The 26501-nt window shown below is 68.3% G+C and carries 25 protein-coding genes; 10 read left to right on the top strand and 15 right to left on the bottom strand.

The window, feature by feature from the left end; translation table 11 throughout:
- Positions 1–104: 104 nt before the first annotated feature.
- Together GWK50_RS17320 and GWK50_RS17315 are read left to right on the top strand one after the other, a co-directional pair.
- Positions 105–1316: a M20 aminoacylase family protein gene (locus GWK50_RS17320; protein WP_162017591.1), complete on the top strand. Its 1212-nt coding sequence runs from the start codon at positions 105–107 to the stop codon at positions 1314–1316.
- Positions 1313–2416, top strand: a complete 1104-nt coding sequence (locus GWK50_RS17315) for a M14 family metallopeptidase (protein ID WP_162017590.1) — start codon at positions 1313–1315, stop codon at positions 2414–2416. Before GWK50_RS17320 ends, GWK50_RS17315 begins: the two co-directional genes overlap by 4 nt.
- Positions 2417–2475: 59 nt before the next feature.
- On the opposite strand, the gene GWK50_RS17310 is transcribed toward GWK50_RS17315, so the two are convergent.
- On the bottom strand, positions 2476–3060 hold the full coding sequence (locus tag GWK50_RS17310; protein WP_242455424.1) for a DUF922 domain-containing protein: 585 nt from the start codon (positions 3058–3060) through the stop codon (positions 2476–2478).
- Positions 3042–4496, bottom strand: coding sequence for a wax ester/triacylglycerol synthase family O-acyltransferase (locus GWK50_RS17305; RefSeq protein ID WP_197905073.1), 1455 nt, complete (start codon positions 4494–4496; stop codon positions 3042–3044). The genes GWK50_RS17310 and GWK50_RS17305 overlap by 19 nt, the downstream gene beginning before the upstream one ends.
- Before the next feature lie 309 nt (positions 4497–4805).
- Here GWK50_RS17305 and GWK50_RS17300 point away from each other — a divergent pair, with 309 nt between their 5' ends.
- Together GWK50_RS17300 and GWK50_RS19670 are read left to right on the top strand one after the other, a co-directional pair.
- Positions 4806–5060: an acyl-CoA-binding protein gene (locus GWK50_RS17300; protein ID WP_162017588.1), complete on the top strand. Its 255-nt coding sequence runs from the start codon at positions 4806–4808 to the stop codon at positions 5058–5060.
- Between the two features lie 86 nt (positions 5061–5146).
- Complete coding sequence (locus tag GWK50_RS19670) at positions 5147–5308, top strand: hypothetical protein (protein WP_197905031.1); 162 nt, start codon at positions 5147–5149, stop codon at positions 5306–5308.
- 83 nt (positions 5309–5391) lie between these two features.
- Here GWK50_RS19670 and GWK50_RS17295 read toward each other — a convergent pair whose 3' ends face one another.
- From GWK50_RS17295 to GWK50_RS17275, 5 genes are read right to left on the bottom strand one after another with little or no spacing between them, the layout of a single operon-like run.
- Positions 5392–5730 carry a polyhydroxyalkanoic acid system family protein gene (locus GWK50_RS17295; RefSeq protein WP_162017587.1) on the bottom strand — a complete coding sequence of 113 codons (339 nt, stop codon included), beginning with the start codon at positions 5728–5730 and terminating at the stop codon, positions 5392–5394.
- A 4-nt stretch (positions 5731–5734) separates the two neighbouring features.
- Positions 5735–6883 carry an aminopeptidase gene (locus GWK50_RS17290; protein WP_162017586.1) on the bottom strand — a complete coding sequence of 383 codons (1149 nt, stop codon included), beginning with the start codon at positions 6881–6883 and terminating at the stop codon, positions 5735–5737.
- A gap of 3 nt (positions 6884–6886) precedes the next feature.
- Entirely contained in the window at positions 6887–8071 is a 1185-nt protein-coding gene (locus tag GWK50_RS17285) for an MFS transporter (RefSeq protein WP_162017585.1), read from the bottom strand.
- 19 nt (positions 8072–8090) lie between these two features.
- Entirely contained in the window at positions 8091–8453 is a 363-nt protein-coding gene (gene arsC, locus GWK50_RS17280) for an arsenate reductase (glutaredoxin) (protein WP_162017584.1), read from the bottom strand.
- 10 nt (positions 8454–8463) lie between these two features.
- Entirely contained in the window at positions 8464–8928 is a 465-nt protein-coding gene (locus GWK50_RS17275; protein WP_162017583.1) for an Lrp/AsnC family transcriptional regulator, read from the bottom strand.
- Between the two features lie 97 nt (positions 8929–9025).
- On the opposite strand from GWK50_RS17275, the gene GWK50_RS17270 reads away from it, so the two are divergent.
- The 3 genes from GWK50_RS17270 to GWK50_RS17260 all read left to right on the top strand — a co-directional run bounded on the left by GWK50_RS17270 (position 9026) and on the right by GWK50_RS17260 (position 11541).
- Positions 9026–10003 carry an EamA family transporter gene (locus GWK50_RS17270; protein WP_162017582.1) on the top strand — a complete coding sequence of 326 codons (978 nt, stop codon included), beginning with the start codon at positions 9026–9028 and terminating at the stop codon, positions 10001–10003.
- A 10-nt stretch (positions 10004–10013) separates the two neighbouring features.
- On the top strand, positions 10014–10352 hold the full coding sequence (locus tag GWK50_RS17265) for a DUF1840 domain-containing protein (RefSeq protein WP_162017581.1): 339 nt from the start codon (positions 10014–10016) through the stop codon (positions 10350–10352).
- Positions 10353–10449: 97 nt separating this feature from the next.
- Positions 10450–11541 carry a DUF2855 family protein gene (locus GWK50_RS17260; protein WP_162017580.1) on the top strand — a complete coding sequence of 364 codons (1092 nt, stop codon included), beginning with the start codon at positions 10450–10452 and terminating at the stop codon, positions 11539–11541.
- A 16-nt stretch (positions 11542–11557) separates the two neighbouring features.
- On the opposite strand, the gene GWK50_RS17255 is transcribed toward GWK50_RS17260, so the two are convergent.
- A complete protein-coding gene (locus GWK50_RS17255; protein ID WP_162017579.1) occupies positions 11558–13165 on the bottom strand; it encodes a methyl-accepting chemotaxis protein in 1608 nt (535 codons plus the stop codon).
- Positions 13166–13259: 94 nt separating this feature from the next.
- On the opposite strand from GWK50_RS17255, the gene GWK50_RS17250 reads away from it, so the two are divergent.
- Positions 13260–14300 (top strand): serine/threonine protein kinase, encoded by a 1041-nt coding sequence (locus GWK50_RS17250; protein WP_162017578.1) that lies wholly within the window; start codon positions 13260–13262, stop codon positions 14298–14300.
- A gap of 62 nt (positions 14301–14362) precedes the next feature.
- The gene (locus GWK50_RS17245; protein ID WP_162017577.1) at positions 14363–15391 is read left to right on the top strand and encodes a phosphotransferase; all 1029 of its coding nucleotides are present in this window, start codon (positions 14363–14365) and stop codon (positions 15389–15391) included.
- A 169-nt stretch (positions 15392–15560) separates the two neighbouring features.
- Here the strand turns inward: GWK50_RS17245 and htpG are convergent, their stop codons facing one another.
- The 3 genes from htpG to GWK50_RS17230 form a co-directional block, all read right to left on the bottom strand.
- Complete coding sequence (htpG, locus tag GWK50_RS17240; RefSeq protein ID WP_162017576.1) at positions 15561–17513, bottom strand: molecular chaperone HtpG; 1953 nt, start codon at positions 17511–17513, stop codon at positions 15561–15563.
- Between the two features lie 120 nt (positions 17514–17633).
- Positions 17634–18929, bottom strand: a complete 1296-nt coding sequence (locus tag GWK50_RS17235; protein ID WP_162017575.1) for an alpha/beta hydrolase — start codon at positions 18927–18929, stop codon at positions 17634–17636.
- 46 nt (positions 18930–18975) lie between these two features.
- A complete protein-coding gene (locus GWK50_RS17230) occupies positions 18976–19872 on the bottom strand; it encodes a pseudouridine synthase (protein ID WP_162017574.1) in 897 nt (298 codons plus the stop codon).
- Positions 19873–20023: 151 nt separating this feature from the next.
- On the opposite strand from GWK50_RS17230, the gene GWK50_RS17225 reads away from it, so the two are divergent.
- Positions 20024–21724, top strand: coding sequence for a methyl-accepting chemotaxis protein (locus GWK50_RS17225; protein ID WP_162017573.1), 1701 nt, complete (start codon positions 20024–20026; stop codon positions 21722–21724).
- A 19-nt stretch (positions 21725–21743) separates the two neighbouring features.
- Here GWK50_RS17225 and GWK50_RS17220 read toward each other — a convergent pair whose 3' ends face one another.
- From GWK50_RS17220 to GWK50_RS17205, 4 genes are all read right to left on the bottom strand, one after another.
- Complete coding sequence (locus GWK50_RS17220) at positions 21744–24083, bottom strand: EAL domain-containing protein (RefSeq protein ID WP_162017572.1); 2340 nt, start codon at positions 24081–24083, stop codon at positions 21744–21746.
- On the bottom strand, positions 24080–24697 hold the full coding sequence (locus GWK50_RS17215) for a methylamine utilization protein (protein WP_162017571.1): 618 nt from the start codon (positions 24695–24697) through the stop codon (positions 24080–24082). Before GWK50_RS17215 ends, GWK50_RS17220 begins: the two co-directional genes overlap by 4 nt.
- Positions 24694–25587, bottom strand: coding sequence for a DUF4394 domain-containing protein (locus tag GWK50_RS17210; protein WP_162017570.1), 894 nt, complete (start codon positions 25585–25587; stop codon positions 24694–24696). Before GWK50_RS17210 ends, GWK50_RS17215 begins: the two co-directional genes overlap by 4 nt.
- Before the next feature lie 134 nt (positions 25588–25721).
- Positions 25722–26435, bottom strand: a complete 714-nt coding sequence (locus GWK50_RS17205) for a Crp/Fnr family transcriptional regulator (protein ID WP_162017569.1) — start codon at positions 26433–26435, stop codon at positions 25722–25724.
- Positions 26436–26501: the final 66 nt, after the last annotated feature.

Genomic DNA, 26501 nt, shown 5'->3' with positions numbered 1-26501 from the left:
CCCCGCAACGGCTGTCGGCCGCGCACGGGGATAGACTGTGCAGCCACCCGGGATTTCGGGCGCAGCCATGCCCCGGTCCCCGGAGACGCCAGGAGACATGCACCATGAAAATCATTGATTCCATTGCCACCCAGGCCGCCGCCATCGCCCAGTTGCGCCGCGACATCCATGCCCACCCCGAACTGTGCTTTGAAGAGCAGCGCACCGCCGACCTGGTGGCCGCCAAACTCACCGAATGGGGCATCCCCATCCACCGGGGCATGGGCACCACCGGGGTGGTAGGCATCGTGCACGGGCGCGACGGCGGCGCGTGTGGGCGTGCCATCGGCCTGCGCGCCGACATGGACGCTCTGCCCATGCAGGAATTCAACACCTTTGCCCACGCCAGCCAGCACGCGGGCAAGATGCACGCCTGCGGCCACGACGGCCACACCGCCATGCTGCTGGCCGCTGCGCAGCACTTGGCGCAGCACCGCGACTTTGACGGCACCGTGTACCTGATCTTCCAGCCCGCCGAGGAGGGCGGCGGCGGCGCGCGCGAGATGATCAAGGACGGCCTGTTCGAGCGCTTCCCCATGGAGGCCGTGTTCGGCATGCACAACTGGCCCGGCATGCCCGCGGGCACCTTTGCCGTGAGTCCGGGGCCGGTGATGGGTTCGTCCAACGAGTTCCGCATCGTGGTGCGCGGCAAGGGTGGCCACGCGGCCCTGCCGCACACCACCATCGACCCGGTGACCATTGCCTGCCAGATGGTGCTGGGCTTCCAGACCATCGTGAGCCGCAACAAGAAGCCGGTGGATGCCGGGGTGATCTCGGTCACCATGGTGCACGCGGGCGAGGCCACCAACGTGGTGCCCGACAGTTGCGAGCTGCAGGGCACGGTGCGCACCTTCTCGCTGGAGGTGCTGGACCTGATCGAGCGGCGCATGCAGCAGGTGGCCGAGCACACCTGCGCTGCGCACGAGGCGCAGTGTGAATTCCACTTCCAACGCAACTACCCGCCCACCATCAACAGCGCCGCAGAAGCCGCGTTTGCCCGCAGCGTGATGGAGGGCATCGTCGGTGCCGACAAGGTGGTGGCGCAGGAGCCCACCATGGGCGCCGAAGACTTTGCCTACATGCTGCAGGCCAAGCCGGGCGCGTACTGCTTCATTGCCAACGGCGACGGCGACCACCGCGTGCTGGGCCACGGCGGCGGCCCGTGCACGCTGCACAACCCCAGCTATGACTTCAACGACGCACTGATCCCGCTGGGCGCCACCTACTGGGTGCGCCTGGCGCAGCAATGGCTGGCACAGCCCCGGGGTGCAGCATGAGCGCAGTGGGCGTGGTGCAGGCCTTTGCGCCCAACTACGCACAGGCCAGGGCGCGCTTTCTGGAGGCCGCTGTCACGGCGGGCCTGTCAGTGCAGTCGCACCCGCACCCGCTGCCCGGCAGCGAGGGCGAAGCGCTGGCATTGGACGTGGCGCGTGATGGCCCGCTGGATGCCGACAAGCTGCTGATCGTCAGCAGTGCCTGCCATGGCGTGGAGGGCTTTTGCGGCAGCGGCGTGCAGGTGTACGCGCTGCATGACCAGGAATGGCGCGCGGCGGCGCATGCGCAGGGCGTGGCCGTGCTCTACCTGCATGCGCTCAACCCCTATGGCTTCTCGCACCTGCGCCGGGTCACGCACGAAAACGTGGACCTCAACCGCAACTTCCAGGACTTCGGCCAGCCCCTGCCCGTCAACACGGACTACGCCGCCATTGCGCACCTTGTCATCCCCGACGCCTGGCCGCCGGGCGCGGCCAACCAGGCGGCCGTGCAGCAGTACCTGGCCACGCACGGCGAGTCGGCCTGGCAGGCCGCCATCTCGCGCGGCCAGCATGCCTACCCGCAGGGCCTGTTCTTTGGCGGCACCGAACCCACCTGGAGCCACCGCACCCTGCGCCAGGTGCTGCGAGCGCACGGTGGCGCAGCGCGGCGCATCGGCTGGATCGACCTGCACACCGGCCTGGGGCCCAGCGGCCATGGCGAGCGCATCTACGCCGGCCGCGACGACGCCAGCGCCGTGGCGCGTGCGCGCCGCTGGTGGGACGGCGGCGGCAGCACGCCGGTCACTTCGATCTACGACGGCAGCTCCACTTCGGCCTTTCTCACCGGCCTGATGTGGAACGCCATTTACGACGAATGCCCACAGGCCGAGTTCACCGGCATTGCGTTGGAGTACGGCACCGTGCCCGTCATGGAAGTGATCGAGGCCCTGCGCGCCGAACAGTGGCTGCAGCTCCACCCCGAGGCCGACGCTGCGCTGGCCGCGCAGATCAAGGCGCGCATGCGCAACGCCTTCTACACCGACACGGACACCTGGAAAGGCCAGGTCATTGCCCAGGCACGCCAGGCCTTGTTCCAGGCGGTGCAGGGGCTGGGTTTATGAGTGATTTTGGCTTCTGGCGCCCGTCCATAAAGCGCTAGAAGCTATTAAAATAATAGCAATCAATCGTTGAGTAACGCGCCCTGGGTGGCGCCGTGGCGGGTGCGTTGGTCGTATTCGCGCTCCTGCTGCACCTGCTCGGCCAGCAGGCGCTGGCCCAGGGCGTTGGCCTGCTGCTCCAGCGTGGGGCAATCGGGGGCGGGGGGCAGGGCGGCAATGCCGCGGTCGATGGCCTGCGCGGCCTTGCGGCCAAACTCCACATGGCCCAGCTCATGTTGGTACAGCGCGGTGTGGTAGCGCGCAAAGGCCGCCGTCTGCGCCGCCGTACCTGTGGCCAGCTCGGGCATCTGGATGCGCGACTGCAGCCGGGTGCTCACGCGTGTGATGCGGCAGCGGCCTGCAGTGTCCTGCTGCCACCAGAAGTTCCAACGCACGTTCCAGTGCGTGTAGCCATGAAAGCGTTGGCCGCCCGAGGTGATGGGTGTGGCCGCGTTCAGCGCCTCGCGCAGCGTCTGTCCTGGGCGGGCGTGCACGGGGTAGGGCTCCCGCGCGTGGGATTCCTGCACCTCGGCCCGCGCGGCCAGGGACATGCAGGCCAGCGCGCAGGCGCCCAGCGCGTTGTGCAGGCTCAGTCTTCCTCGCCCCACGGCAGCATGAGGGTGAGGGTGGAGAGTGCGGCAAATTCGGGCGCGAAGGCGTCGATGATCTTCTGCGGTTCGGGGCACAACTGCGTGTCGGTGATGACACCGAACTGCACGCCGCCGCCGTAGCTCAGGATGGACACGCCCAGCCCCACGTTGCCCGACTGCGGTACCCAGAACATGCACTGCGTCACGCGCGATCCGCACAGGTAGATGGGCTCGCGCGGGCCGGGCACGTTGGTCATGACGGCCGTGGTCTTGCGGCTGAAGAGGTTGAGCAGCGCGTCCTGCGCGGGCTTGATGAGCAGGCCCGCCACGGCCAGCAGCCCAAAGGCCAGCAGCGGCTGGGTGCTGCCCTTGAGGGCCGCCATGCGGGTGCGCACTTCGTACACGCGCTCGACCGGGTTGGTGATGCCAATCGGCAGCACCAGCGGTACCAGGCCGAAGTGGTTGCCCAGCTTCCAGGCCTCCTCGATGGGGCGCAGGTTCACCGGAATCATGGCGCGGATTTCCTTGCCTTCGGTGTCTTCGCCCTGGTGGCGCAGGTAGCTGCCAATGGCCCCGGCCACGCAGGACAGCAGCACGTCGTTGACCGAGCAGTTGAGCGCCTTGCCAATGGCCTTGACCTCATCGAGCGGCAGCGGTGGGCACCAGGCCACACGCTTTTGCGTGCCAGGCACGCCCTTGAGCCCGGTGGGCGAGTCGTCGGGCATCAGGGCCAGCGATGCCGCGTCGCTCACCAGTTGGTAACCCAGACGCGCGGCATCGGCCGAGCCCGCCAGGCCGTGCTGCACGGCCTTTTCCGGGTCCAGCAGCAGGTGCAGGGACTTGGCGGCGCTCTCGCCCACCAGGTCCAGGGCCTTCACGGTCATGCCGGTGAAGGGCTTGATGAGCGTGTCGGCAATCCAGTCCTCGGCGCCGCCGGGGCCCTTCTTGCGCCGCTTGGGGGGCTCGGTGCCGCCATCGACGATGGACATGGTCACCGAAATCAGCGCAATGCCGTCTGCAATGCAGTGGTGCAGGCGCACCACCAGCGCGCTGCTGGGCAGGCCATCGTCGCCGGTGAAGTCCTCGACGAGGTAGAAATGCCACAGCGGGCGTTTGGGGTCCAGCGGCTTGGTGGCCAGGTCGCCCACGAACTGGCGCAGCGCGTCCTGTGGGCTTTGGCCACGGCGGCGCGGCAGCTTGGCGGCCTGCACATGGGCGTCGATGTCAAAGCGCTGGTCGTCCACCCAGGTGGCACCAGCCGGGTCTTCCACCACGCGCTGGCGAAAGCGCGGGTACTGCAGCAGGCGCTCCTGCACGCGTTCGCGCAGCGCCGCCAGCGTGATGCCGGGCGAGACCGTCCACACACCGTTGATCATCATCAGGTTGCTGGGCGAATCCATGCGCAGCCAGGCGGTGTCCACCTTGCTCATGCGCTCGCCGGACAGGCCCAGCATGCCGGTGGCGGCGCGGCGCACATTCTTCTGCACGGCCTTGGCGGCGTCCAGGGCCAGGTCCGGCAAGGGCAGGCCGTGGGATGGGGTTGTGCCTGCAGCGGGCGTGGACGGTGTGTGGGTGGCAGTGCCAGAAGGCGTGCGGGTGGATAGGCGGGTCACCATGGGCGAAGGCAGCAGGGGCTGGGTTGGGTGATTGGAGGCAGTCGTCTAAGGAATGCAGCGATTGTGGCCGCAGTGTGAACGTAAGATACAACGCCTGCCGGGGAAGGCATCCCCGTTCTTACCCCACCCCAACCCAAGGAGCACTGCATGTCCGACCTGAACGCCGCCTTTGAAGCCGCCGTGGCCAACTCCAAGAACCTCAGCGAGCGCCCCGACAACGCCACGCTGCTCAAGATCTACGCGCTGTACAAGCAGGGCACCGCAGGCGACAACGCCGAGAAGAAGCCTGGCTTTTCCGACATGGTGGGCCGCGCCAAGTGGGATGCCTGGAACAACCTCAAGGGCACGGCGCAGGACGACGCCAAGCAGCAGTACATCGACCTGATCGAATCCCTGAGCTGAAGCCGCCTGCCAACAACCCCAGCAGTGCCCGCCGGGCGTCTGTGGCCTAATATGGGGTTTTCAACCTGACCGACAGAGACCTCGCCATGGGCAACAAAATCGTTACCGAAGCTGACCGCAAGTTCACCCCCCAACCCAAGACGCCCAATGGCGTTGTGCTGCCCACCCCTGGCCGTGGCCAGCGCGTGAGCCTGGAGCGTGGTTCGCACACGCGCAGCAAGAAGAACGTGGGCAAGCGCCACAAGTAAGTCGGCGGCTGACGCCACACCCGCGCGGCGCGCAGCCTGCGCACCCTGCAAGGCCCTCTTCGGAGGGCTTTGTCTTTGGCGCGTCAGCCCTTTTTCTTTTTCGTGGCGTGCTTGTGCTTCTTGCCCGGCCCGGCGGGGTGCAGCAGGGTGTCGAGCTGCTCGGCAATCTCCTGCTCGATGCGGCTCTTGAACGCGCCGACCAGAAAGCCCAGCTCGGCGCGCAGCTCGAACTGGTCGTGCTGCACCTGCAGCGTGCCCTTGACCCCGGCGCGGCTGAAGTACACGGTGTCCAGCGTGTCGCCTTCCTCGTAAGCGCATTCCATGTCGAACTGTTCCTCGGCCTGTTCTGCCCACAGGAAGGCGACCTTGCGGGCTTCCTCCAGGCCCAGGTGGTGGTGGCGGTGGATGTGGATCACGGACATGGGTTCAGTCTCCTTGGTGGGGCGGTGGCAGCAGGGCCTGCAGGCGCGCATGGCGCTCGTCCTGCGGCAAGGCAGCCAGGTGGCGTACTGCATCATAAAACGCGTCCCAGCGCTGGCCTTGTTGGGCAAACAAGGCCTCGAATGCGGGGACCCAGGCGTCGTAGGCGGCCTGGGCGGCAAAGCTGGCGTTGTTGGCCTGGGCCACCCAGCGGTCGTAGCCTTCCACGCGCGCGCCCTGGGCCAGCCAGCGCTCGCGCAGCACAGCGTACCGGGCGCGAAAATCCTGCATTGCTCCTGATTTCATAGCATTCAGCGCTTGACTGTCGTGCGCTGGGGCCTTGTTTTGCTCATAAATTTCGGCCAGCCGTGCGCGCGTGGCGCGCGTCAGGGCGCGGAAGGACTGGCGCCGCTCCTCGCTGGCGGCAAAGGCCTGGCGCACCTCGGGGCGGGCCTGCGTGGCCAGCCAGCGCTCGGTGCCCAGGCGCTCCACGGCGGTGGCAAAGGATTCGTTGAACAGCGTGTCGCCCTGGGCGTACACCACCTGGTGCGCCAGTTCGTGGAACAGCAGGCGCACAAACTCGCCCTCGGGCCAGCCGATGAAGGTGTTCAGCAGCGGGTCGCCGCCCGCCCAGTCCAGGTAGCCCAGCGTGGAATAGGCGGGTACGCCATACACGTCCACCTCCAGCCCCTGTGCAGCCAGGCGTGCGCCCTCGGCCTGCGCGTCTGCCTCCTGGAAGTAGCCCCGGTAACCAATGCAGCCGGTGAACGGAAAGCACCAGCGGTGCAGCTCCAGTGCGTAGGGCGGCGCGGCCACCACGTTCCACACGGCGGCGCTGCGGCCCAGGTCGGCATAGCTGCGGTAGCTCGCGTTGTCGGGCAGGCCCAGCTCCTGCACGGCAAAGTGGCGCGCCCGCTGCGCCAGTTGCAGGCGCGCGCGCAGGGGTGCGGGGGTGCTCTCGTTGGCAATCCATTCGTCCAGCGGCCGCGCGGCCTGCAGCAGGCGTGCATGGCCTTGCACCGACTGCCAGTAGTAGCCCAGAGCGCCCTCGGTGTGGGCGCAGCCCGCCAGTGCCAGGCATGCCAGCAGGGCCAAGATGGGCGCGGCAAGGCGTGGCCGAGGGGCGGGGTGTGAAAGCGACGGGTGTGCAGGCATCTGTCAGGCGGGAGGGTGGGGTGGGGGCTTGAGCCACCACAGCGCCAGGGCGCAGGCGACCCCCAGCAAAGCGGTGGCCGCCACCGAGGCCGTGCCCCAGTGGTCGAGCAGCAGGCCGAACAGCAGGGGCGCAAATGCCTGCGCCACGCGCGCGGGCACCATCAGCATGCCCTGGCGCAGCCCATAGCCCAGCGACCCGAACAGCACCAGGGGCAGCGTGCCCTTGGCAATGGTGAGGATGCCGTTGCCCGCGCCGTGCAGCAGCGTGAAGGCCACACTGCCTGCACCACCGGCCCAGGCCAGGAGCAGCGCACCCGTGGGGTGGGCCAGCGCTGCCAGCCGGGCCGATGCCAGCGGGTGCATGCGGCGCAGCAGGCCAAACTCCAGCAGCCGCGCCGCCACCTGGGCCGGCCCCACGAGCGCGGCGGCCGCCACGGCCGCTTGCAGCGGCAGGCCCTGGGCCTGCAGCAGGCGCGGCAGGTGGGCCGCCATGGCGGTGCTGGTGAACCAGGTGGCAGCGAACACGAAGGACAGCAACAGCGCCGTGCGCCGCGCATGGGGCACCGGGGCCTCCGGTGGCGTGGCCAGGTCGGGGGGCGCAGGGGCGGGCGGCGCGGGGCGCAGGCGAGCACGCGGTAGCCAGGCGTTGAGCGGCAGGCCCAGCAGCAGGTGCAGCGCGGCCCAGCCCGCGCAGGCGCCGCGCCAATCCCAGGTGGCCTCCATCCAGGCGGTGAGCGGCCAGCCCACCGTGCTGGCGAAACCTGCAACCAGGGTGATGCCCGTGATCGCGCCCCGGGCGCCCTGACCGTAGAGCCGCACCAGCGTGGCAAAGGCCGCTTCATAAAGGCCCGAGCCCATGGCAATGCCGATGAGCGCCCACGCCGCAAACAACCCCACCGGGCCTTGCGCCAGCGCCAGCGCGCCCAGCCCGGCGGCGAACAGCAGATTAGTGCCCAGCAGCACCGGGCGGCCACCGTGCCGGTCGATGGCATGGCCCGCCAGCGGGCCCAGCAATGCGGACACCACCAGCGCCAGCGAAAACGCCGCAAAGATGGTGGAGGTACCCACGCCCAGGTCCCGTGCCATGGGCTGCGCCAGCAGCGCGGGCAGGTAGTAGGACGAGGCCCAGGCCAGCGTCTGGGCCGTGCCCAGCCGCACCACCACCCAGTGCCGTGCGGGTACGTTCATGCGTTGGTGGGTGCGGGCCTCAATCCTGCGCGGGCAGGAGTTCCAGCACCTGCTCGACTGGGCGGCACAGGCGCGCGCCCAGCGGGGTGACCACGATGGGGCGGTTGATCAGGATGGGGTGGGCGAGCATGGCATCGACGAGCTGCGCATCGGTCACGCCCGGCACGTCCAAGCCCAGCTCGGTGAACAGCGCTTCCTTGGTGCGCACCAGCGCCAGCGTGGGCTGGCCGGTGGCGGCGATCAGCGCCCGCAGGGTCTCGCGGCTGGGCGGCGTGTGCAGGTACTCGATGACCTCGGGCTCGAAGCCACGCTCGCGCAGCAGCGCCAGGGTGTTGCGCGAGGTGCCACAGCGGGGGTTGTGGTAGATGGTGATGGGGTGCATGGTGTGGGGGTCAAACGTTCTTGTCGTGCTTGGACAGCCAGCCCAGGTCCAGCGGCCGGTCTTCGAATTCGGTGTTCAGCACCACGGTGCTGGTGGTGCGGGCGACGCCTTCGATGGCCTTGATCTGGTAGATCACGTCTTCCAGCGCACGGGCGTGCGTGGTGCGGATCTTGGCCAGGAAGTCGTATTCGCCGGCCACGCTGTGCAGCTCCTCCACCTGCGGCATGGCGCGCAGGCGCGGCGCCACGTCGCGGCAGTGGATGCCGCCGTCATTGCGGATGGCCACAAAGGCGGTGAAGTTCAGGCCCACGCGCTCGGGGTCCACGCTGATGGAGAAGCGCCGGATCACGCCCTTGTCCAGCATCTTCTTGACGCGCTCGTGCACGGCGGCGGTCGAGAGGCCCACCTCGGCACCCACCTCGGCGTACGATCGACGGCCATCGGCGCCCAATGCCGAAATAATTCTGGCATCCATCTCATCTGTCTGAATATTTGCTTGCATAGCCATCTCAAATCGGTAAAAATTCCGAAAACCGAGTGGTTTCCATCAATTTTCCGGTCAGGTGAAGGATATGCCGACATTTTTCAGGGCACAAGCGCAATCTTCGCGTGGTTTGGCGGTTGCGGTCGCATTGTTGCTGGTCTATGTGGTTTGGGGCACCACCTACTTTGCCCTGGGCATAGCGCTGGAGACCATGCCGCCCTTGCTCATGAACGCGAGCCGTTTCCTGTGCGCCGGGGTGGTCATGCTGCTGGTCGCGCTGGCGCAGGGCCAGGCACTGCCCACGGCGGCGCAGTGGCGCCACAGTGCGCTGGTGGGCGGGCTGATGGTGTTTTTGGCCATGAACTGCATCGGCTTTGCACAAAAGATGGGCATTGGCTCGGGCCTGATGGCCACGGTGGTCACCACCATGCCCATGTGGCTGGCGCTATGGACACGCTGGGGCGGCGAGCATGTGCCCGCCACCAGTTGGGTGGGCCTGGCCCTGGGCGTGGTCGGCGCCTTGCTGCTGGCGCTGGAAGGCGACTTTTCCGCATCGGGCCTGGGCGCACTGCTGGCTTTTGGCGCGCCGCTGTGCTGGAGCATCGGCTCCTACGCCTCGCGCAAGCTCTCGCTGCCCGCACCGGCCATGGCCTCGGGCGCGCAATGGCTCACCGGCGGGGCCATGGGCATGGTGTTGGCGTTGGCGGTCGAGCCCGTGGGTGCATTGGCCGATGTGAGTGCACGCTCCTGGCTGGCCTGGGTGTACCTGCTGGGCCTGGGCACGCTGGTGGCGCTCAACGCCTACCTGTGGCTGCTGCAGAACACCTCGGCCGCACTGGCGGGGAGCTACTCCTTCGTGAACCCGGCCGTGGCGCTGCTGGTGGGTGTGGCCCTGGGGGGCGAGCGGCTCACGGGCTGGGTCTATGCGGCCCTGCCCCTGATCGGCGCCGCGCTGGCCTTGCTGCTGTATGGCCCGCTGCTCTTGCAGGCGGCCCAGCGCCTGCGTGCACGCATGCCGGGCGGACGTGCGGGGCGGCGTATGCTCGCACCCGACACCACCCTATAGCACGCACACCATGCTCTACAAATTCAAATCCCGTGCCACGGCCGACCTGATCCTGCTCGAACCCCATGCCAAGCGCCTGCTGGAGCTGGCGGGCAAGGAGGCGCTGGCGCAGGGCATCATCACCGCCGCGCAGATCCCCGCAACCATTGCGGCCCTGGAGGCCGCCGTGCTGGAAGAAGAACGCCGCCTGGCCGAAGCAGGCCAAACCGCCGACGCCGAGGACGCTGCGCAGCAGGAGCCCGATGGCCGGGAGCGTGACACCGTCACCCTGCGCCAGCGCGCAGCGCCCTTCATCGACATGCTGCGGCGCAGCGCCGCAGAGGGCAAGGACGTGGTCTGGGGCGCCTGAACACCATCCCTCGTGCGCAACGCAACCCCGCCTGGGGGTGTCGCGCAGGCGGCGCGCCGGGCTTGAGCCTGCGGGCGGCTTGCCCTACCGTTGGTGTATGAACACCACCACCCTGTTTGTGCGCCAGGACGCCCTGGCCACCACCACTTTGCGCAGCACCGAACCCGCCGCGCTGGCCGACGGCCAGGTGCGCGTGCGCGTCGATCGCTTTGCGCTCACCGCCAACAACATCACCTACGCCGCCATGGGCGAGATGCTGGAGTACTGGCGCTTCTTCCCCTCGGGCGAGGCGGGCTGGGGCATCGTGCCCGTGTGGGGCTTTGGCACGGTGACCGAATCGCTGCACCCTGATGTGGCCGTGGGCGAGCGGCTCTATGGCTACTGGCCCATGGTCAACGAGGCAGTCCTGCAGCCGCACAAGACATCGGCCACCGGCTTTGCCGACGGCGCCGCGCACCGCGCGGGCCTGCACGCGGTGTACAACCACTACCTGCGCTGCAGCGCCGACCCGTTCTACCGCCCCGAGACCGAAGACATCCAGGCCCTGCTGCGGCCGCTGTTCATCACCTCCTGGCTCATTGACGACTTCCTGGCCGACCAGGGCTTCTATGGTGCGGGCACGCTGCTGCTCTCCAGCGCATCAAGCAAAACCGCCTACGGCACGGCCTTCCAGCTCGCGCAGCGTGCGGGCGTGCAGGTGGTGGGCCTCACATCCCAGGCCAACCAGGCCTTTTGCGAAAGCCTGGGCTGCTACCACCGCGTGGTCGCCTACGAGGACCTGGAGCAGCTCGCCGCTGACACCCCCTGCGTGTACATCGACTTTGCCGGCAGCGTGGCGCTGCGCCAGCGCATCCACCAGCATTGCACGCAACTGGCCTACAGCTGCGCCGTGGGCGCCAGCCATGTGGGCGACCTGGGCGGCGCGGGGCAGTTGCCCGGCCCGCGCCCAGTCATGTTCTTTGCCCCCGCTCAGGTGAAAAAGCGCACCGCTGAATGGGGCGTTCAGGGCCTGAACGACCGCCTGGTCAGTGCCTGGCAGGCCTTCACCACCGCCGTGCAGGCGCCGCCACAGCCCTGGATTGCGGTGCAGCAGCACAATGGCCCGCAGGCCACGCAGGCGCTGTTCCACGAGCTGCTGCGCGGGCAGGGCGACCCGCGCAGGGGGCACGTCGCCAGCATGCAGCCGTGAGCCGCGCCCGCCAGAGTTAACTGCGCGTCAGCAGCGCGGGCGCAGCCGCAGGCGCGCGGGCCTGCGCGTACGAAGGCTGCTGCGCCACACCGTCCAGCTTGAAGCGACCCACCAGGCGTTCGAGCACGGCGGCCTGTTCGCTCATGGCACCGGCGGCGGCGGCGCTTTCTTCCACCAGGGCGGCGTTTTGCTGGGTCATCTGCTCCAGCTCGCCCACGGCAGCGTTCACCTGCTGCATGTCGCGGCTTTGCTCGGCGGTGCTGGCGGTGATTTCCTCGATGATGCCGCTGACGCGCTGCACCGACTGCACGATTTCCTGCATGGTCTGTCCGGCGCGGTCCACTAGCGCCGTGCCGGCTTCCACGCTCTCCACCGAGGCGGAAATCAGCGCCTTGACCTCGCGCGCGGCCTCCGCCGAGCGCCCGGCCAGCGAGCGCACCTCGCTGGCCACCACCGCAAAACCGCGCCCCTGCTCGCCGGCACGGGCGGCTTCCACGGCGGCGTTCAGCGCCAGGATGTTGGTCTGGAAGGCAATGCCGTCGATTACGGCAATGATGTCCACGATCTTCTTGGACGAGTGGTCGATGCGGTGCATGGTCTGCACCACTTCGCTCACCGACTGACCGCCGCTTTGCGCCACGGTGTAGGCCGAAGCAGCCAGCGCGTTGGCCTCGCGGGCCGATGCGGCCGACTGACCGACGGCGCTGTTGAGGTGGTCCAGCGTGGACGACGCACGCTGCAGGTTGGCCGCCGTGGCCTCGGTGCGGTTGGACAGGTCGTGGTTGCCATGGGCGATCTCCACGCTGGCCGCGCCAATGCTGCCTGCCGAGCGCTGCACCTGCCCCACCAACTCGGCCAGGGAATCCGACATCTGATCGAGCGCGCGCAGCACCTCGCCCATTTCATCCTGCCGGTCGGTGCTGATGTGCAGCGTCAGGTCACCTGCACCAATCGAGCGCGCCACCTGGGTGATGTAAGCCAGCGGCTCCGTCACGCTGCGCTGCACCAGCCGCGTGCCGATGCACACCGCCACAATGATGATGGCCATGATGCCCGCCACGCCCCACACGGTCTTCAGGCGCTCCGTGCCCGCCTTGTCGCGCAACTCGGTGGCGCCGCGCTCGGTCAGGCGCACCATGTCCTGCTGTGCGCTCTGAAATGCCTTGAGCTTGCCCTGCGTGTCGCTCTGGATGTGTGCCTGCAGCGCGGCGGCATCGCCCGCCGCCTTGAGCTTTTGCGCGGCCTCCAGCGAAGCCTTCAGCGCCTGCGCCTGCTGGGTGGCAGCGTCCAGCGCGGCGCGCTCCATCGGGGTGGTGAGCAGCGTGCCCAGCGCCGACTGCACCTGGGCCAGCTCCTGCTGGTCCTGCTCCTGCCCGCCCTGCAGCAGGGCGGCCGAGGCCTCATCGGCTGCCAGCGCCGCGCCCAGGGTGCGCAGCGCCTGTGCCTCGGCCAGCCCGCGCCAGCGTGCGGACAGCTCCAGCTTGCTTTGCTGATCGGACTGCTCCTTGACCGTGATGGCCTGCGACTTCACCGTGCGCACCGCCGAGCCCGTGGACATAAGAACCAGGCCAATGCTCACCGCAATGGCAGGAAGCCAGATCTTGGTTTTGATGCTCAACGCCATTCGCCACTCCTTACAGTTCCGCGCGCGGAATCTCTTCCGAATGTAACAAAGTATGACATGTCTTGGGTGCGGGTGTGGCGGCGAAAATCAGAGGATGAACCCTAGTCCCGACACCGCGCCGCTCCACCCCTTCGCCACCCTCACGCCCGATGTCGTGCTCGACGCGCTGGCCAGCGTGGGCCTGTATGGCGACGGGCGGCTCATGGCGCTGTCGTCCTACGAGAACCGCGTGTACCAGGCCACGCTGGAGGACGGCAGCCGCGTGGTGGCCAAGTTCTACCGCCCCGGGCGCTGGAGCGAGGCGCAGATCCTCGAAGAACACGCCTTCGCCGCCGAGCTCATGGCCGCCGAGGTGCCCGCAGTGGGCCCGCTGGTGATCGATGGCCGCACGCTGCACCCGCACGGCGGCTTCCAGTTCTCCGTCAGCCCCTGGCGTGGCGGACGCCAGCCCGAGCTGGACGACTTCGAGGTGCTTGAATGGACCGGCCGCTTCCTCGCGCGCATCCACGCCGTGGGCGCCGCACGCCCTTTCACGCACCGTCCCGCGCTGGACTTGCAGAGCTTTGGCACCGAGCCGCGCGACTGGCTGCTGGCGCACGCCCTGATCCCGCTCGATGTGCAATCAGCCTGGCGCGAGGCCTGCAATGCCGCTCTTGATTTGATAGCTGCTGACGCACAATCCACGGGCGCTGGAGGCCAATTTTGCTTAAAAAATGCCACCATGCTGCGCCTGCACGGCGACTGCCACCCCGGCAACATCCTCTGGACGCCACTGGACGAATGGGGCCGTGGCGGCCCGCACTTCGTGGATCTGGACGACGCCCGCATGGGCCCAGCGGTGCAGGACCTGTGGATGCTGCTGTCGGGCGACCGGCGCCAGCGAACGCACCAGCTCGGCGCCCTGCTCGACGGCTACGAGCAGTTCCGCCCCTTCGACCGCCGCGAGCTGGCCCTCATCGAGCCGCTGCGCACCCTGCGCCTCATCCACTACAGCGCCTGGCTCGCCCGCCGCTGGGAAGACCCGATCTTCCCGATCAACTTCCCCTGGTTCGGCACCAGCGACTACTGGCGCGGGCAGGTGGACATGCTGCACGAGCAGATCGAGGCGATGCAGGAGGAGCCGTTGGTGGCGTGAGGCCCGGTTCTAGCCGTGGCAGCAGCTCCGGCAGCAGGCCTGGAACGCAGGGACAATGCACCATGCATGCCACCCAACGCCACGACCCTGATCTCGTCACCGCCCACACGACCGCGGCCGCATCCTCTATCGCGCGCTGGGTGGAGCAGCACCACGGCCTTGCGGTGCAGCAGTGCCACCTGATTCGCCGGGGCCTGAACGACAACTACGCACTGCGCTCTGTCGATGGAAGCAGGTACGTCGTTCGGCTGTATTCCATCCGCCCGCGCGGGGATTTCAACGCCGATTTCGAGCTATCACTCCTGGCGCACCTCGACGCCCATGGCGTGGCCGTGGCTGTGCCGGTGTCAACTGCCCAGGGGCGCACCCATGTGGAACTGCGTTTCCCCGAAGGGCTGCGCGCCATGGCGTTGTTCCGGCATGCGCCAGGCGCCGTGCCGGACACGCTGGAAGACTTCGAGCAGACAGGCGGCACGTTGGCTCGCATCCACATGACGGCCCGCGACTATGCTGGCCCGCCCAGCCGATACACCCTGAACGGCAGTCACCTGGCGGAGCAAACCCTGGCCTATCTGCACACGCACCCCGAGCTGGACCTGGAGTTGCTGAACACCTACCGCCAGTTGGTGCAAGGCCTGCTGGCCGAACTGGCCCAGGCCAAGGGTGGGCTGAGCCGCGTCATCTGCCACGGCGACACGCATGGTTTCAACAACCACATCGCCACGAATGCCGACGGTGCCAAAAGTGCTGTGTTTTTTGACTTTGACGACGCCGGGCCGGGCTTCCTGGCCTACGACCTGTGCGTGATGCCCTGGTCCTACCTGACGCGCAAGAGCCTCAAGGAACCCGACGAGCTGCTACTGGAACGGTGGGCGCACTACCTCCAGGGCTACCGCAGCGCCGGTGGCGAGGTCACGCCAGCGGACATGGCCGCGCTACCGCTGTTCGTCCAACTGCGGCACCTGTGGAACATGGGCGAGGCCCTCGGGCGCTTGCACCACTGGGGAACCAGCCCGATGCCCGTGGATTGGCTGCGCAAGCAGGTGGATGTGTTCGCCGCGTGGAAGGCGCTCGACTTGCAAACGCCATGACCGGCCATCGGGTGGACGCGGTTGAGCTCCACATCTCCGCTAGGGCTACAGCACCCCCAAGCCCAAGACAAAACCCCGGCAGAATTTCCATCCCACCGGGGCTATTCGCTCATTTTTTTATAGCTACTAGCGCCCATTCCACGAGCGTCAGAGGCCATTTTTCTTCAAATCAAGCCAGCAGCGCATTCACCCGCTTGACGTAAGCCGCCGGGTCGTCCGGCAGGCCGCCTTCGGCCAGCAGGGCCTGGTCGAACAGGATGTGGGCCAGGTCGTGGAAGTGCACGCTGCCGTCGAGCTTCTTCACCAGCGGGTGCTCGGCGTTCACCTCCAGCACGGGCTTGGTCTCGGGCGCCTTCTGGCCGGCCTGCTTGAGCATGCGGGCGAGCTGCGTGCTCATGCCGTCGTCCTGCACCACCAGGCAGGCGGGCGAGTCCACCAGGCGGGTGGTCACGCGCACGTCCTCGGCCTTGTCCTTCAGGGCTTCTTTCAGCTTGGCCAGCACGGGCTTGAAGGCTTCGGCGGCCTCCTCGGCGGCCTTCTTTTCGGCCTCGTCCTGCAGCTTGCCCAGGTCCACGGCGCCCTTGGCCACGCTTTGCAGCGGCGTGCCGTCGAAGTCGTGCAGGTAATTCAGCGCCCACTCGTCCACGCGGTCGGTCATCAAGAGCACTTCGATGCCCTTCTTCTTGAAGACTTCGAGCTGCGGGCTGTTCTTGGCGGCTGCCAGGGTGTCGGCGGTGATGTAGTAGATGGCCTCCTGGCCTTCCTTCATGCGCGCCTTGTAGTCGGCAAAGCCCACGCTCACGGCGTCGCTGGTGGTGCTGGCAAAGCGCAGTAGCTTGGCCAGGCGCTCGCGGTTGGCAAAGTCTTCGCCCAGGCCTTCCTTGAGCACGGCGCCAAACTCGGCGTAGAAGGCGCTGTACTTGCCTTCCTTGGCCTTGTCTTCTTCGCTGACCACATCGGTCACGCCGTCGGCGCCTTCGGCCGGGGCGTCATGTTTGTCGTGCTTGGCCAGGTCTTCCAGCATGGAGAGCACGCGCTTGGTGCTGCCTTCGCGGATGGCGCGCACGTCACGGCTTTCCTGCAGCAGTTCGCGGCTGACGTTGAGCGGCAGGTCTGCCGAGTCGATCACGCCCTTGACGAAGCGCAGGTAGCTGGGCATCAGCGCCTCGGCATCGTCCATGATGAAGACGCGCTTGACGTAGAGCTTCACACCGGCCTTCTTGTCGCGGTTCCACAGGTCGAACGGCGCCTTGGCGGGGATGTAGAGCAGCTGCGTGTACTCGGTGTTGCCTTCCACGCGGTTGTGCGCCCAGGTCAGCGGGTTCTCGTGGTCGTGGCTGATGGCCTTGTAGAACTCCTGGTACTGCTCTTCGGTGATGTCCTTCTTGGGGCGGGTCCACAGGGCGCTGGCCTTGTTGACGGTTTCCCATTCGCCGGTTTTCACCATGCCGCCGGGTTCGCCTTCCTTCTCGCTCTCTTTCCATTCCTCTTTTTCCATGAGGATGGGCAGGCTGATGTGGTCGGAATACTTGCCGATGACCTGTTTGAGCTTCCAGGCGTTGAGGTATTCAGCAGCGTCGTCGCGCAGGTGCAGGATGACGCTGGTGCCGCGCGCGGCGCGGGTGATGGTTTCCACCTCGAAGTCGCCAGCGCCGCCGCTGACCCAGCGCACGCCTTCGTCGGCCTTCAGGCCCGCGCGGCGCGATTCGACGGTGATCTTGTCGGCCACGATGAAGCCCGAGTAGAAGCCCACGCCGAACTGGCCGATGAGCTGGGCGTCTGCTTTTTGGTCACCCGTGAGCTTGCCCATGAAGTCCTTGGTGCCGCTCTTGGCGATGGTCCCCAGGTGGTCAATGGCCTCTTGCTGGCTCATGCCGATGCCGTTGTCCTGGATGGTGAGCGTCTTGGCGTCCTTGTCGAAGCTCACGCGCACTTCAAGGTTGGGGGCGTCTTCGTACAGCGCGTTGTTGTTCAGCGCCTCGAAGCGCAGCTTGTCGCAGGCGTCGGAGGCGTTGGAGATCAGCTCGCGCAGGAAGATTTCCTGGTTGGAGTACAGCGAGTGCGTGACCAGGTGCAGCAACTGGGCCACTTCGGCCTGGAAGGAAAGGGTTTGTTTGCTCATAGGGGTTCAAAAAGGACAAATCCAAGGCGAAAGAAGGCGCCCCGCACGCAGGCAGGCGCCGCAGGCGGGCAATTATGGGCGGGCGGGCGGCTTTCAAGGGCGTTGACCAAGCCATGCGTGTCATGGCGCATTGGTTGCAGATGCCTGCACGCCCTGCAGCCAATGCACGATCTTCTGCGCCACGCCCGCATCGCTGAGCAGATCCAGGTGCCCCGTGCCAAAGGTCAGGTACTGGTGCGGCTTGGCAAAGGCCAGGCAGCGGGCCGGGTCGTCGTGCAGGCCCAGGGCACTGCGCAGGGGCACCAGGCCGTCGCCCACCAGGCGTTCGGCCAGGGGGCTGCGGCGCGCAGCCAGCGTGGCGGCCACGGTGTAGCAGGCCACCCCTGCGGGCAGGGGCAAGGGGGTGCGGGTGTCGGGGCTGCGGCGAAAGCGATCGCGGCCCTGCCAGTCGGCGTCCAGCACATGGCCGTAGCGCAGGTCGGTGATGCCCGCGCTGCGCAGCTGGCCCAGGCGCGCGAAGGGTCGGCTGTAGGGGGTGCTGTCCAGCAGCACATCCACCCAGTGGCCGGCGCGCTCCAGCGGTGCGCCATGGTGCGGGGTGCCCAAAAACACCATATGCCGCAGGGCTGCGGGCCAGCGCTGGCCTGCCGTGGCGGCGCTGTGGCAGGCGGCGCGCACCACCAGCCCGCCCATGCTGTGGGCCAGTACGCTCAGCTCTTGCACCGGCACGGGCCAGTCTTGCAGCAGGGCTTCCAGGCGCTCTGCCAGGGCCTGCCCGTTGGTGGAGGTGTGTTGGCCGGTGTTGTAGCGCAGGTACACGGGGGTGTAGCCCAGCGCCTGGGCCAGGTGTGCGCCGTGGTCGTGGCCTGCGCGCTGCCATTGCAGGTCGTTCATGCACAGGCCGTGCACCAGCAGCAGCACCTTGCCGGTGGCCTTGCCACTGGCGCGCAGTGCGGCCAGGTCCAGTGCGTGGCCGTGCTGGCGCAGTTCCATGGGCAGGGCCAGGGGGTTGGCATCGGCGGCCAGGCGGTCGCCCATCACGCCGTTCAGTGCGGACAGCAGTGCCTCGCGTTCGGGCGAGGGCGCCGTTTGCGCACCCATGCCTGCGCGCTCCAGCGTGGGCTCCAGCCGCCGCAGTGCGGCCTGCACGCCCACGTCCACCCAATGCGTCACCCCGTGGATGCTTTGGTACACCAGGCCGGTGATGCCGCGTGTGCGCCCCGGCGTGGCCGCGCCGGGCAGGCCCAGGGTGTCCAGCACCGAGCGGTGCACGCCCTCGGCAATGCGCGCCACGCCTGCCGTGGCCTGGGTGGCCAGGCGCGCCGCGCCGCGCAGGTCGGCGGGGCGCAGCGATTGCAAGGCTGCGCGCGCGGCCTGGGATTTTTTGCCCGGTTGGGGCGGTGTGGAAGGGGACATGCGCGCTCCGAACAAAAGGCCAGGGCGCGCCCTGGAGCACGGGCTGTCAGAAGCGTTCGTGCGGGCCCAGGTAGCGCCACTGCCCCACGGGCAGGTTGCCCAGTGTGACACGGCCGATGCGGATGCGTTTGAGGCCCACCACCTTCAGGCCCACCAGTTCGCACATGCGGCGGATCTGGCGCTTCTTGCCCTCCTGCAGCACAAAGCGCAGTTGCTCGGGGTTCTGCCATTCCACCTTGGCGGGCTTGAGCGGCTGGCCGTCCAGGCTCAGGCCGTGGCGCAGGCGTTCGAGTTGCTCGCGCGGGAACACCGCCTGCACGTTGGTGCTGACGGGGTCGCGCTCGTCGATCTCCTGCAGCGGCTCGGCGCGCGCGCCCGGCGGCAGGGCGCGCAGCGGGCCCGGCCCCTGGTACACCACGCGCACGAGGTATTCCTTGTCCATGGTGGAGTCTTCGCCAATGATCTGCCGCGCCACGCGCCCGTCCTGCGTGAGCACGAGCAGGCCCACGGAGTCGATGTCCAGCCGCCCGGCCGGCGCCAGGCCGCGCAGGTGCGGCGGCGAGAAACGCAGGCCGCTGGGGTCGTCGCGCCAGTGTGTGCGCGGGTTGATGAGCGTTACGGCAGGCTCATGCCCGTCCTCGGCCTGGCCCGAGACGTAGCCGATGGGCTTGTTCAGCAGGATGGTGACGCGGCTGTCCTGCTGGCGCTGCGCGGCCTGCTGCACGGTGACGCGGTCCTGCGGCTGCACCCGGGTTCCCATTTCGGCCACCTTGCCATTGACCTGTACCCAGCCGCGTGCAATCCAGTCGTCGGCTTCGCGGCGCGAGCACAGGCCCAGCTCCGCCAGGCGCTTGTTCAGCCGCGTACCTTGGGCGGCGGGCTCGGCGCCGCCGGGCGCTGGGGAGGGCTGCAGGGGGCGCGGGGCGGGCTTCTTGGCTTGCATGGGCCGGATTGTCTCATTCGGGCCCATGCACAGCGCACATGCTTACATGGAAAACCCACATGATCTCCCGTACACAGCGTAACGTATTGTCAATACACTCGGGGGCCGCATCCCACATGGGTTTGCTGCCATTGGCACCGGAGGTTTTGTTATGTCCCTAGCCCAGACGCTCACTTCGCTCTCCATCGCAGCACGGCTGCGCCTGGGGTTTGGCTGCCTGCTGGTGCTGATGATGGGCATTGCCGCCGGAGGGCTGTGGTCGCTGCACACGGTCAACCAGCAGATGCGCGCCATCACCGGCCCCGGTGCGGCCAAGGCCAAGCGGGTCAACACCATGCTGGAGACGGTGGGTGCCCTGGGCATCCAGAGCCGCTCGGCCGCCATGTTGAACGAAATCGACGGCCAGCAGGCCCAGGCGCAGATTGCAGCGGCGCGCAAATCGCTGCAGGACTACCAGCAGCATCAGGCGGCGCTGGCCAAGCTCTTTGCCTCGGCAGACACGACGCCGGAGCAGCAACAGCTGCTGAGCGACATCGAGGCCCTGGCCCAGAAAGCCCGCCCCGAAATGGAAACCGCCCTCAAGGCCATCGAAGACGGCGACACCGTGAGCGCCACGCTCACGCTGATGACCCGCGCCGCGCCCGCCGAGAGCGCCTGGCGCGCCAAGCTGGCGGAGCTGATCGAGCGGCAGAACCAGCTCAATGCGGCATCGGCCGAGCAGGCCGAGCGACTGCAGGGCCAGGCGCGCGGTCTGGGTGCGGGGCTGGTGGCGGTGGCTGCGTTGCTGGGATGGTGGATTGCGCGGCGCATCACGGCCAGTATCACGTTGCCGATTGGCCGCGCGGTCGTGGTGGCAGAGCGCATTGCGCGCGGCGATTTGACCTCGGCCATTGAAGTGCGCATCCACGACGAAACCGGCCGCCTGCTCGACGCCATTGCCGCCATGCAGGAGCGCCTGCGCGCCCTGGTGGCCGAGATCAGCCAGGCGGCCGATTCCATCCTCACGGCCAGCTCGGAGGTCGCGTCGGGCAACCTCGATCTGAGTCAGCGCACCGAACTGACCTCGCACAACCTTCAGGCCAGTGCCGCGGCGCTGGCCGATCTGACCGGCACCGTGTCGCAGAGCGCGGATTCCGCACACCAGGCCAACCACCTGACCTCCAGCGCCTCGCAGACGGCAACGCGCGGTGGGCAGGCGGTGACGCAGGTGGTGCAGACCATGGAGTCCATCAGCGCCAGCTCGCGCAAGATCGCCGACATCACCGGGGTGATCGACGGCATTGCCTTCCAGACCAACATCCTGGCGCTCAACGCTGCTGTGGAAGCGGCCCGCGCAGGCGAGCAGGGGCGCGGCTTTGCGGTGGTGGCGGGCGAGGTGCGCAACCTGGCGGGCCGCGCGGCCACGGCGGCGCGCGAGATCAAGGCCCTGATCGGCGCCAGCGTGCAGCAGGTCGAGCAAGGAGGCGAGCAGGTGCACCGTGCGGGCAGCACCATGGATGAACTGGTGGGCGCCGTGCGCAAGGTGTCGGACATCATGGCCGAGATCACCCAGTCCGCGCAGGAGCAAAGCCAGCGCATCGGGCAGGTGAGCCAGTCGGTGGGCGAATTGGAGGTGATGACCCAGCAGAACGCGGCCTTGGTGGAGCAGGGCGCGGCGGCGGCCGACAGCCTCAAGGAGCAGGCAGGGCGCCTGACCCAGGTGGTGAGCGCTTTCCGGCTGGAGCGCAGCGCGCGCGATGACCGCGACTGGTCCGGTCCCAGCCAGGGCACCGCAGCGGCTGCGTCCACGCCGCCCCCCCAGGCTTTGGATGGCGGCGCCAGCGCGCGGCGCTACCACGCCCCGGGCCAATGATTCCGCGCCGGGGTTGCTCTCAGGCCTGGCGCGCCTGCCAGGCCAGGTAATCGTCCAGCGGCAGGGGGCGGCTGATGTGGTAGCCCTGCGCCTCGTCGCACTTCAGCCTGCGCAGGTGCTCCAGGATGTCGGCGCTTTCCACGCCTTCGGCCACCACGCTCAGCCCCAGGTTGTGCGCCAGGTCGATGGTGGAGCGCACGATCATGGCGTCACCCTCGGCGCTTTGCATGCCCATGACGAAGGACTTGTCGATCTTGAGCTCCTGTACCGGCAGGCGGCGCAGGTAGGCGAGTGACGAATAGCCGGTGCCGAAGTCGTCGATGGAGAGCCGGAACCCCTGCTGCGCCAGGCGGTTGAGCATGGCTTCGGCGCGCTGGGGGTCGTCCATGATGGCGCTTTCGGTGATCTCCAGACAAAAGGCCGTGGCCGCCACACCGTGGCGTTGCAGGATGTCATCCAGGCGATGGCTCAGATCGGGATCCAGCAGGTCGCGCGTGGACAGGTTGACCGACACGCGCACGCCCAGCGCACGCGCCTGGGGCTGCGCCTGCCAGCGTGCGGCGGCTTCGAAGACCCACAGTGTGAGCTGGCGCACAAAGCCCGTCTGCTCGGCGAAGGGGATGAACTGCATGGGCGGTACCAGACCGCGCTGTGGGTGCTGCCAGCGTACCAGGGCCTCGGCGGCCAGGGTGTGGTGGCCCTGCAGCGCCACCTTGGGTTGCAGGAACAGGCGCAGTTCGTCCTGCTCCACGGCGCGGCGCAGGTCGCCCAGCAAGGTGAGCGTCTGCGCGCTGGAGGAGTCCAGCGCAGGGTCGTACATCTGCACCACACTGAGCGTGCGCTTGGCGGCGTACATGGCGATTTCGGCGCGGTTGAGCAGTCCGTCGGCGTCGGCGGCGTGGCCGGGCCAGCAGGCAATGCCCAGGGCGGCGCTCAGGTCCACGGTCTGTTCGTTCAGCTCCAGAGGCGCCTCAAAGGCCTGCACGATGGTCTGCGCAGCCTTCAGGGCGCGGGTGGGGTCGGCATCGTGCAGCAGCAGCGCAAATTCGTTGCCGCCCACACGTGCCACCAGATCGGGGGCCTGGGATGCGTGGGGCCGCAGGCGCTGGGCCACGGCCTGCAGCAGGCGGTCGCCAAAGGCGTAGCCCAGCACGTCGTTGACATGCTTGAAACGGTCCAGATCCAGCAGCAGCACTGCCAGGGGTGTGCTCCCCAAGGGGGGCTGTGCCGCAATGGCCTGCATCACGGCCTGGCGAAAGCGCTCGCGGTTGGGCAGGCCGGTGAGGCGGTCGCGGTAGGCCAGGTCACGCACCTCGGCCTGCTGGCGGGCGATTTCCAGGCGCATGCCGTCAAAAGAGCGCGCCAGGTCGCCGATCTCGTCGCTGCGCCCGGTGTGGCGCAGGGGTTCGCTGTAGTCGCCGCCCGCAAGACGCCGGGTGGCCGTGAGCAGCGAGCGCAGCGGGGTGGTCAGCCGCTGCGCCATGGCGCCGTTGCCCAGCGCAAACAGCAGCACACCGGCTGCGGTGATGACGGCCAGCAGCAGTTGCAACTGGCGCAGCGGCCCCACCACGGTGTCCACCGACCGCAACAGCAGGGTGTGCACCTCGCCGCCCACGGCCGGTAGGGCGCGGGCCCGCACCAGCAGGGTGTGCGTACCGGCCTGCAGCTCCAGCGGCAGCGCACCGGGCTGCAGCAGCCGTGCCCGCACCGGCGCAGGCACGGTGGCCACCGGCAGCGTGGTGCTCGCACCCGCCTGCACGCGCACGGCCACGTCCACCCCGAGCAGTTGGCGCATTTCATCGGCCAGCGGCTGGCCCACCGGGAAGCCCATGAGCACCCAGCCAATCACCAACGGTGCGCGCAAGGGCACCATGACAAATTGGTAGGGCCGCCCCGCAATCACGGCCACCTGGCTGCCCTGGGGTTGCGCGGCCAGGGCCTGCACCACCAGGGGCAGCTCGGCGGGCATCTGCGGCAGCTCGCTCGCCAGGCTGGCCGCGCGCAGCGCCAGGCGGGTGTCGAGCAGGGCTGTGGCCGCCGCACCGATGCGTGCGCCGTGGTTCTCCAGCGCGGACTGGATCGTGGGCTGGTCGTCCGAGCTGACGGCGGCGCGAAACCCATAGTCGGCCGCCAGCAGGGCCGAGCCCTGGCGCAGGCGCTCGGCGTTTTGCTCCAGCAGGCGCAGCCACACGCGTTCGTCGTTGTCGAGCTCGCGCGCCAGTTGCAGGCGCGCGTTGCGGTCGATGCCGACATGTACCACGGCAAAACCTGCGGCCTGCACGATGAGCAGCAGCAGGATAGACACCCCGACCAGCTTGAGGATCAGGCTGTGGCGCACGCGGGTGGGTGTTGGGCTCATGGCTGCAGACCGCCCAGGCGCACGGTGGCGGTGCTGTCGCCTTCGGTGAGTGCAATGGCCTGCTGGGGTGGCGTGACATCCACCGGCAGGCGCGCGTGCCAGGCGCGCAACTGGTGCGCGCCCGCAGGCATCCCCTCCAGGAGCGCCTGCCCCTGGGCATCGGTCTGGGCGAAATAGGGGGTGTCGAGCACCACCACCCAGCCCACCATCTGGTCATGGATGTTGCAGCCCAGCACGGCCACGCCGGGCTGGTCGAACAGCACGGGGGCGGCTGGCGTGCCCGCGTAGAGCTTGATTTCGAACTTCTTGGCCGGCGAGAACGAGTACACATGGTGGCGCACGCTGTCGCGGTTGGGAAAGCGCACCAGCGTGCCTACGGTGACCACGCGCACTGCAGGCACAAACTGCTTGTTCTCCTGTGAGATTTCCTGCTCGGGCAGGGGACGCACCGCGCGGCGCGCGGCATCGGACACGAGCGAGACGACGGCGCCCTCCAGGGGCTTGCCCGCGCTGTCCAGCACCTGTACGCGCAGGCTGCCTGCGCTGGCCGCGCCCGTCAGCCACAGCAGGGCGCACAGGGCTGCGGCCTTGCGGGGAGCGGGCAGCGGCATCATGGAACGATGGCCAGGCCGCGCAGCGGGGCGCCGTCGCCCACCACGCCCAGCGCTCGGGCGCGGCCGGTGTCCAGGTCCACCCGGTACAGCACGGTGGGCGCATGCGCACCGGTGCGCGCGGCCAGCAGTGCGGTGTTGTTGACGTCGGCAATGTCGAACGATGCGTCTTCCAGCGGTCCCAGCCCCAGGGAGCCCACCGTGCGCAGCTGCCCGGTGTTGGGTGAGACCATGGGTTGGGTGCCTTCACGCGAACCCTGCAGCACCAGCGTGCCCAGGGCAGCGTCGATGGCGTAGTTGGTGGTGAGTTTGTCGTCACGCTGGTTGTAGGTGTAGCCCGCTGCCACGATGTGCGGCGTGCGGCCCGCGTGCATGTCGCCCCAGGCGTAGCGCAGCGCGGGGTCGGGCTGCACGCCAGGCTGGGTGGCGTCGCCATCGACCTGTTGGCCGGTGTCGGGGTGCAGGCGCAGGTTGTGCCCTTGGTCCGAAACGACGCGAATGCGGTCGGCCGCAGGGTTGAAGTCGAACCCCCAGGCCTGCCCGCGCAGGCGGGGCGACGCATCGGGGGCACCCACTGCGTTGGCGGCGCCCGTGGCAGCGTCCAGCGTGTACAGGCGCCCGCTCTGTGCCAGGGCAAACAGCACACCCCGCGCGACGCGGTAGTCCAGCCCCACGAGCTGGTCGCCGGGCGCCAGGCCGTTGATGCTGCGGCGCTCCAGGATGTGCTGCGGCGCACCGGCGCGAAAGCGCAGCAGTTCGTGGTGGGCGCTCAGGCCCAGAAGCTCCTCGCCTGGCGCTGGGGCGGGCGGTGCCACGCTGGTGCAGGCGCCCAAGCCCAGCAGCAGGCAGAGTGCGGGCGCGGTGCGCAGGGTGCTTGACAAGCTCAGGTCCATGGGGGTGCTCCTCTGTGAAACTTGGCAGCCATTGTGCATGCCGGCGGCCGCCCGTGAAGGATCTCTATTGCTATGAAAATAATAGCTACTGGCGCTTGATGGACGGACGTTGGAGGCCATTTTTTCTCAAATCATCAGGAGGATGGGATGCTGTCGCGCAGCGCCTGCAGGTCCAGCACACGCACCCCGCCGTATTCCACGCGGATGACCCCGCGCGCCTGCAGGGCCGCGAGCGCTTCGTTCACGCGCTGGCGCGACAGGCCCACCAAGTAGGCCAGTTCCTGCTGGGTGATGCGCAGCACCTGGCCCACACCGGGATACAGCGTGGGGTTGAACAAGGCCGCCAGGCTGCGCGCCACGCGGGCGTTGGGGCTGTTGAGGCGGTCGATCTCGCGCGCCGCAATGAACTGGCCCAGGCGCTCGTTGAGCTGGTGCATGACAAAGCGGTTGAAGCCCAGCGAATGGTCCAGCAGCCAGTGGAAGGTGTCTATGGGCAGGCCCGCCACCACGCTTTTGCGCAGGGCCTGTACGTTGTAGCGGTAGGGCTCGCGCTTGACGGCCGTGCCTTCGCCAAACCAGCCGCCCGGCGGCAGGCCGGCAAAGGTCATGGTGCCGCCGTCGGCGTTGTCGTTGCTCATCTTGAGCAGGCCCTCGATCACGCCGAACCAGTAGGTGACGGGGCGCCCAACGCGGCACACATAGTCGCCGGGCAGCGCGTCGCCCACCAGCAGCACCTCTTCGGCGCAGGTGCGCTCGTGCGGTTGCAGCAAGGGCAGCCAGGGAATGTCCGCCAGTTCATCGGCCGTGGGTTTGCGGCGGCGGTGGTGCAAGGACAGATCGGTGCTCATGCGGTGCAAGTAAAGCGAAAGGCAGCAGGGGCAGAGTGCGACGCGGAATGCGGGAATACCACGATC

Source organism: Acidovorax sp. 210-6, assembly GCF_010020825.1.
GTDB classification, from domain to species: domain Bacteria; phylum Pseudomonadota; class Gammaproteobacteria; order Burkholderiales; family Burkholderiaceae_C; genus Simplicispira; species Simplicispira sedimenti.
This window is presented reverse-complemented; position numbering and strand designations above follow the sequence as displayed.

Excerpts from the sequence above, each read along its gene's own strand:
- GWK50_RS17250 (WP_162017578.1), top strand. The coding sequence starts at position 13,260 with ATGAACCCTAGTCCCGACACCGCGCCGCTCCACCCCTTCGCCACCCTC.
- GWK50_RS17220 (WP_162017572.1), bottom strand. The coding sequence starts at position 24,083 with ATGAGCCCAACACCCACCCGCGTGCGCCACAGCCTGATCCTCAAGCTG.
- GWK50_RS17205 (WP_162017569.1), bottom strand. The coding sequence starts at position 26,435 with ATGAGCACCGATCTGTCCTTGCACCACCGCCGCCGCAAACCCACGGCC.
- GWK50_RS17215 (WP_162017571.1), bottom strand. The coding sequence starts at position 24,697 with ATGATGCCGCTGCCCGCTCCCCGCAAGGCCGCAGCCCTGTGCGCCCTG.
- GWK50_RS17270 (WP_162017582.1), top strand. The coding sequence starts at position 9,026 with ATGCCGACATTTTTCAGGGCACAAGCGCAATCTTCGCGTGGTTTGGCG.
- GWK50_RS17230 (WP_162017574.1), bottom strand. The coding sequence starts at position 19,872 with ATGCAAGCCAAGAAGCCCGCCCCGCGCCCCCTGCAGCCCTCCCCAGCG.
- GWK50_RS17245 (WP_162017577.1), top strand. The coding sequence starts at position 14,363 with ATGCATGCCACCCAACGCCACGACCCTGATCTCGTCACCGCCCACACG.
- GWK50_RS17265 (WP_162017581.1), top strand. The coding sequence starts at position 10,014 with ATGCTCTACAAATTCAAATCCCGTGCCACGGCCGACCTGATCCTGCTC.
- GWK50_RS17255 (WP_162017579.1), bottom strand. The coding sequence starts at position 13,165 with ATGGCGTTGAGCATCAAAACCAAGATCTGGCTTCCTGCCATTGCGGTG.
- GWK50_RS17305 (WP_197905073.1), bottom strand. The coding sequence starts at position 4,496 with ATGCTGGGCCTGTCCGGCGAGCGCATGAGCAAGGTGGACACCGCCTGG.
- GWK50_RS17275 (WP_162017583.1), bottom strand. The coding sequence starts at position 8,928 with ATGGATGCCAGAATTATTTCGGCATTGGGCGCCGATGGCCGTCGATCG.
- GWK50_RS17225 (WP_162017573.1), top strand. The coding sequence starts at position 20,024 with ATGTCCCTAGCCCAGACGCTCACTTCGCTCTCCATCGCAGCACGGCTG.
- GWK50_RS17285 (WP_162017585.1), bottom strand. The coding sequence starts at position 8,071 with ATGAACGTACCCGCACGGCACTGGGTGGTGGTGCGGCTGGGCACGGCC.
- htpG (WP_162017576.1), bottom strand. The coding sequence starts at position 17,513 with ATGAGCAAACAAACCCTTTCCTTCCAGGCCGAAGTGGCCCAGTTGCTG.
- GWK50_RS17295 (WP_162017587.1), bottom strand. The coding sequence starts at position 5,730 with ATGTCCGTGATCCACATCCACCGCCACCACCACCTGGGCCTGGAGGAA.
- GWK50_RS17210 (WP_162017570.1), bottom strand. The coding sequence starts at position 25,587 with ATGGACCTGAGCTTGTCAAGCACCCTGCGCACCGCGCCCGCACTCTGC.
- GWK50_RS17290 (WP_162017586.1), bottom strand. The coding sequence starts at position 6,883 with ATGCCTGCACACCCGTCGCTTTCACACCCCGCCCCTCGGCCACGCCTT.
- GWK50_RS17315 (WP_162017590.1), top strand. The coding sequence starts at position 1,313 with ATGAGCGCAGTGGGCGTGGTGCAGGCCTTTGCGCCCAACTACGCACAG.
- GWK50_RS17300 (WP_162017588.1), top strand. The coding sequence starts at position 4,806 with ATGTCCGACCTGAACGCCGCCTTTGAAGCCGCCGTGGCCAACTCCAAG.
- GWK50_RS17235 (WP_162017575.1), bottom strand. The coding sequence starts at position 18,929 with ATGTCCCCTTCCACACCGCCCCAACCGGGCAAAAAATCCCAGGCCGCG.
- GWK50_RS17260 (WP_162017580.1), top strand. The coding sequence starts at position 10,450 with ATGAACACCACCACCCTGTTTGTGCGCCAGGACGCCCTGGCCACCACC.
- GWK50_RS17320 (WP_162017591.1), top strand. The coding sequence starts at position 105 with ATGAAAATCATTGATTCCATTGCCACCCAGGCCGCCGCCATCGCCCAG.
- arsC (WP_162017584.1), bottom strand. The coding sequence starts at position 8,453 with ATGCACCCCATCACCATCTACCACAACCCCCGCTGTGGCACCTCGCGC.
- GWK50_RS19670 (WP_197905031.1), top strand. The coding sequence starts at position 5,147 with ATGGGCAACAAAATCGTTACCGAAGCTGACCGCAAGTTCACCCCCCAA.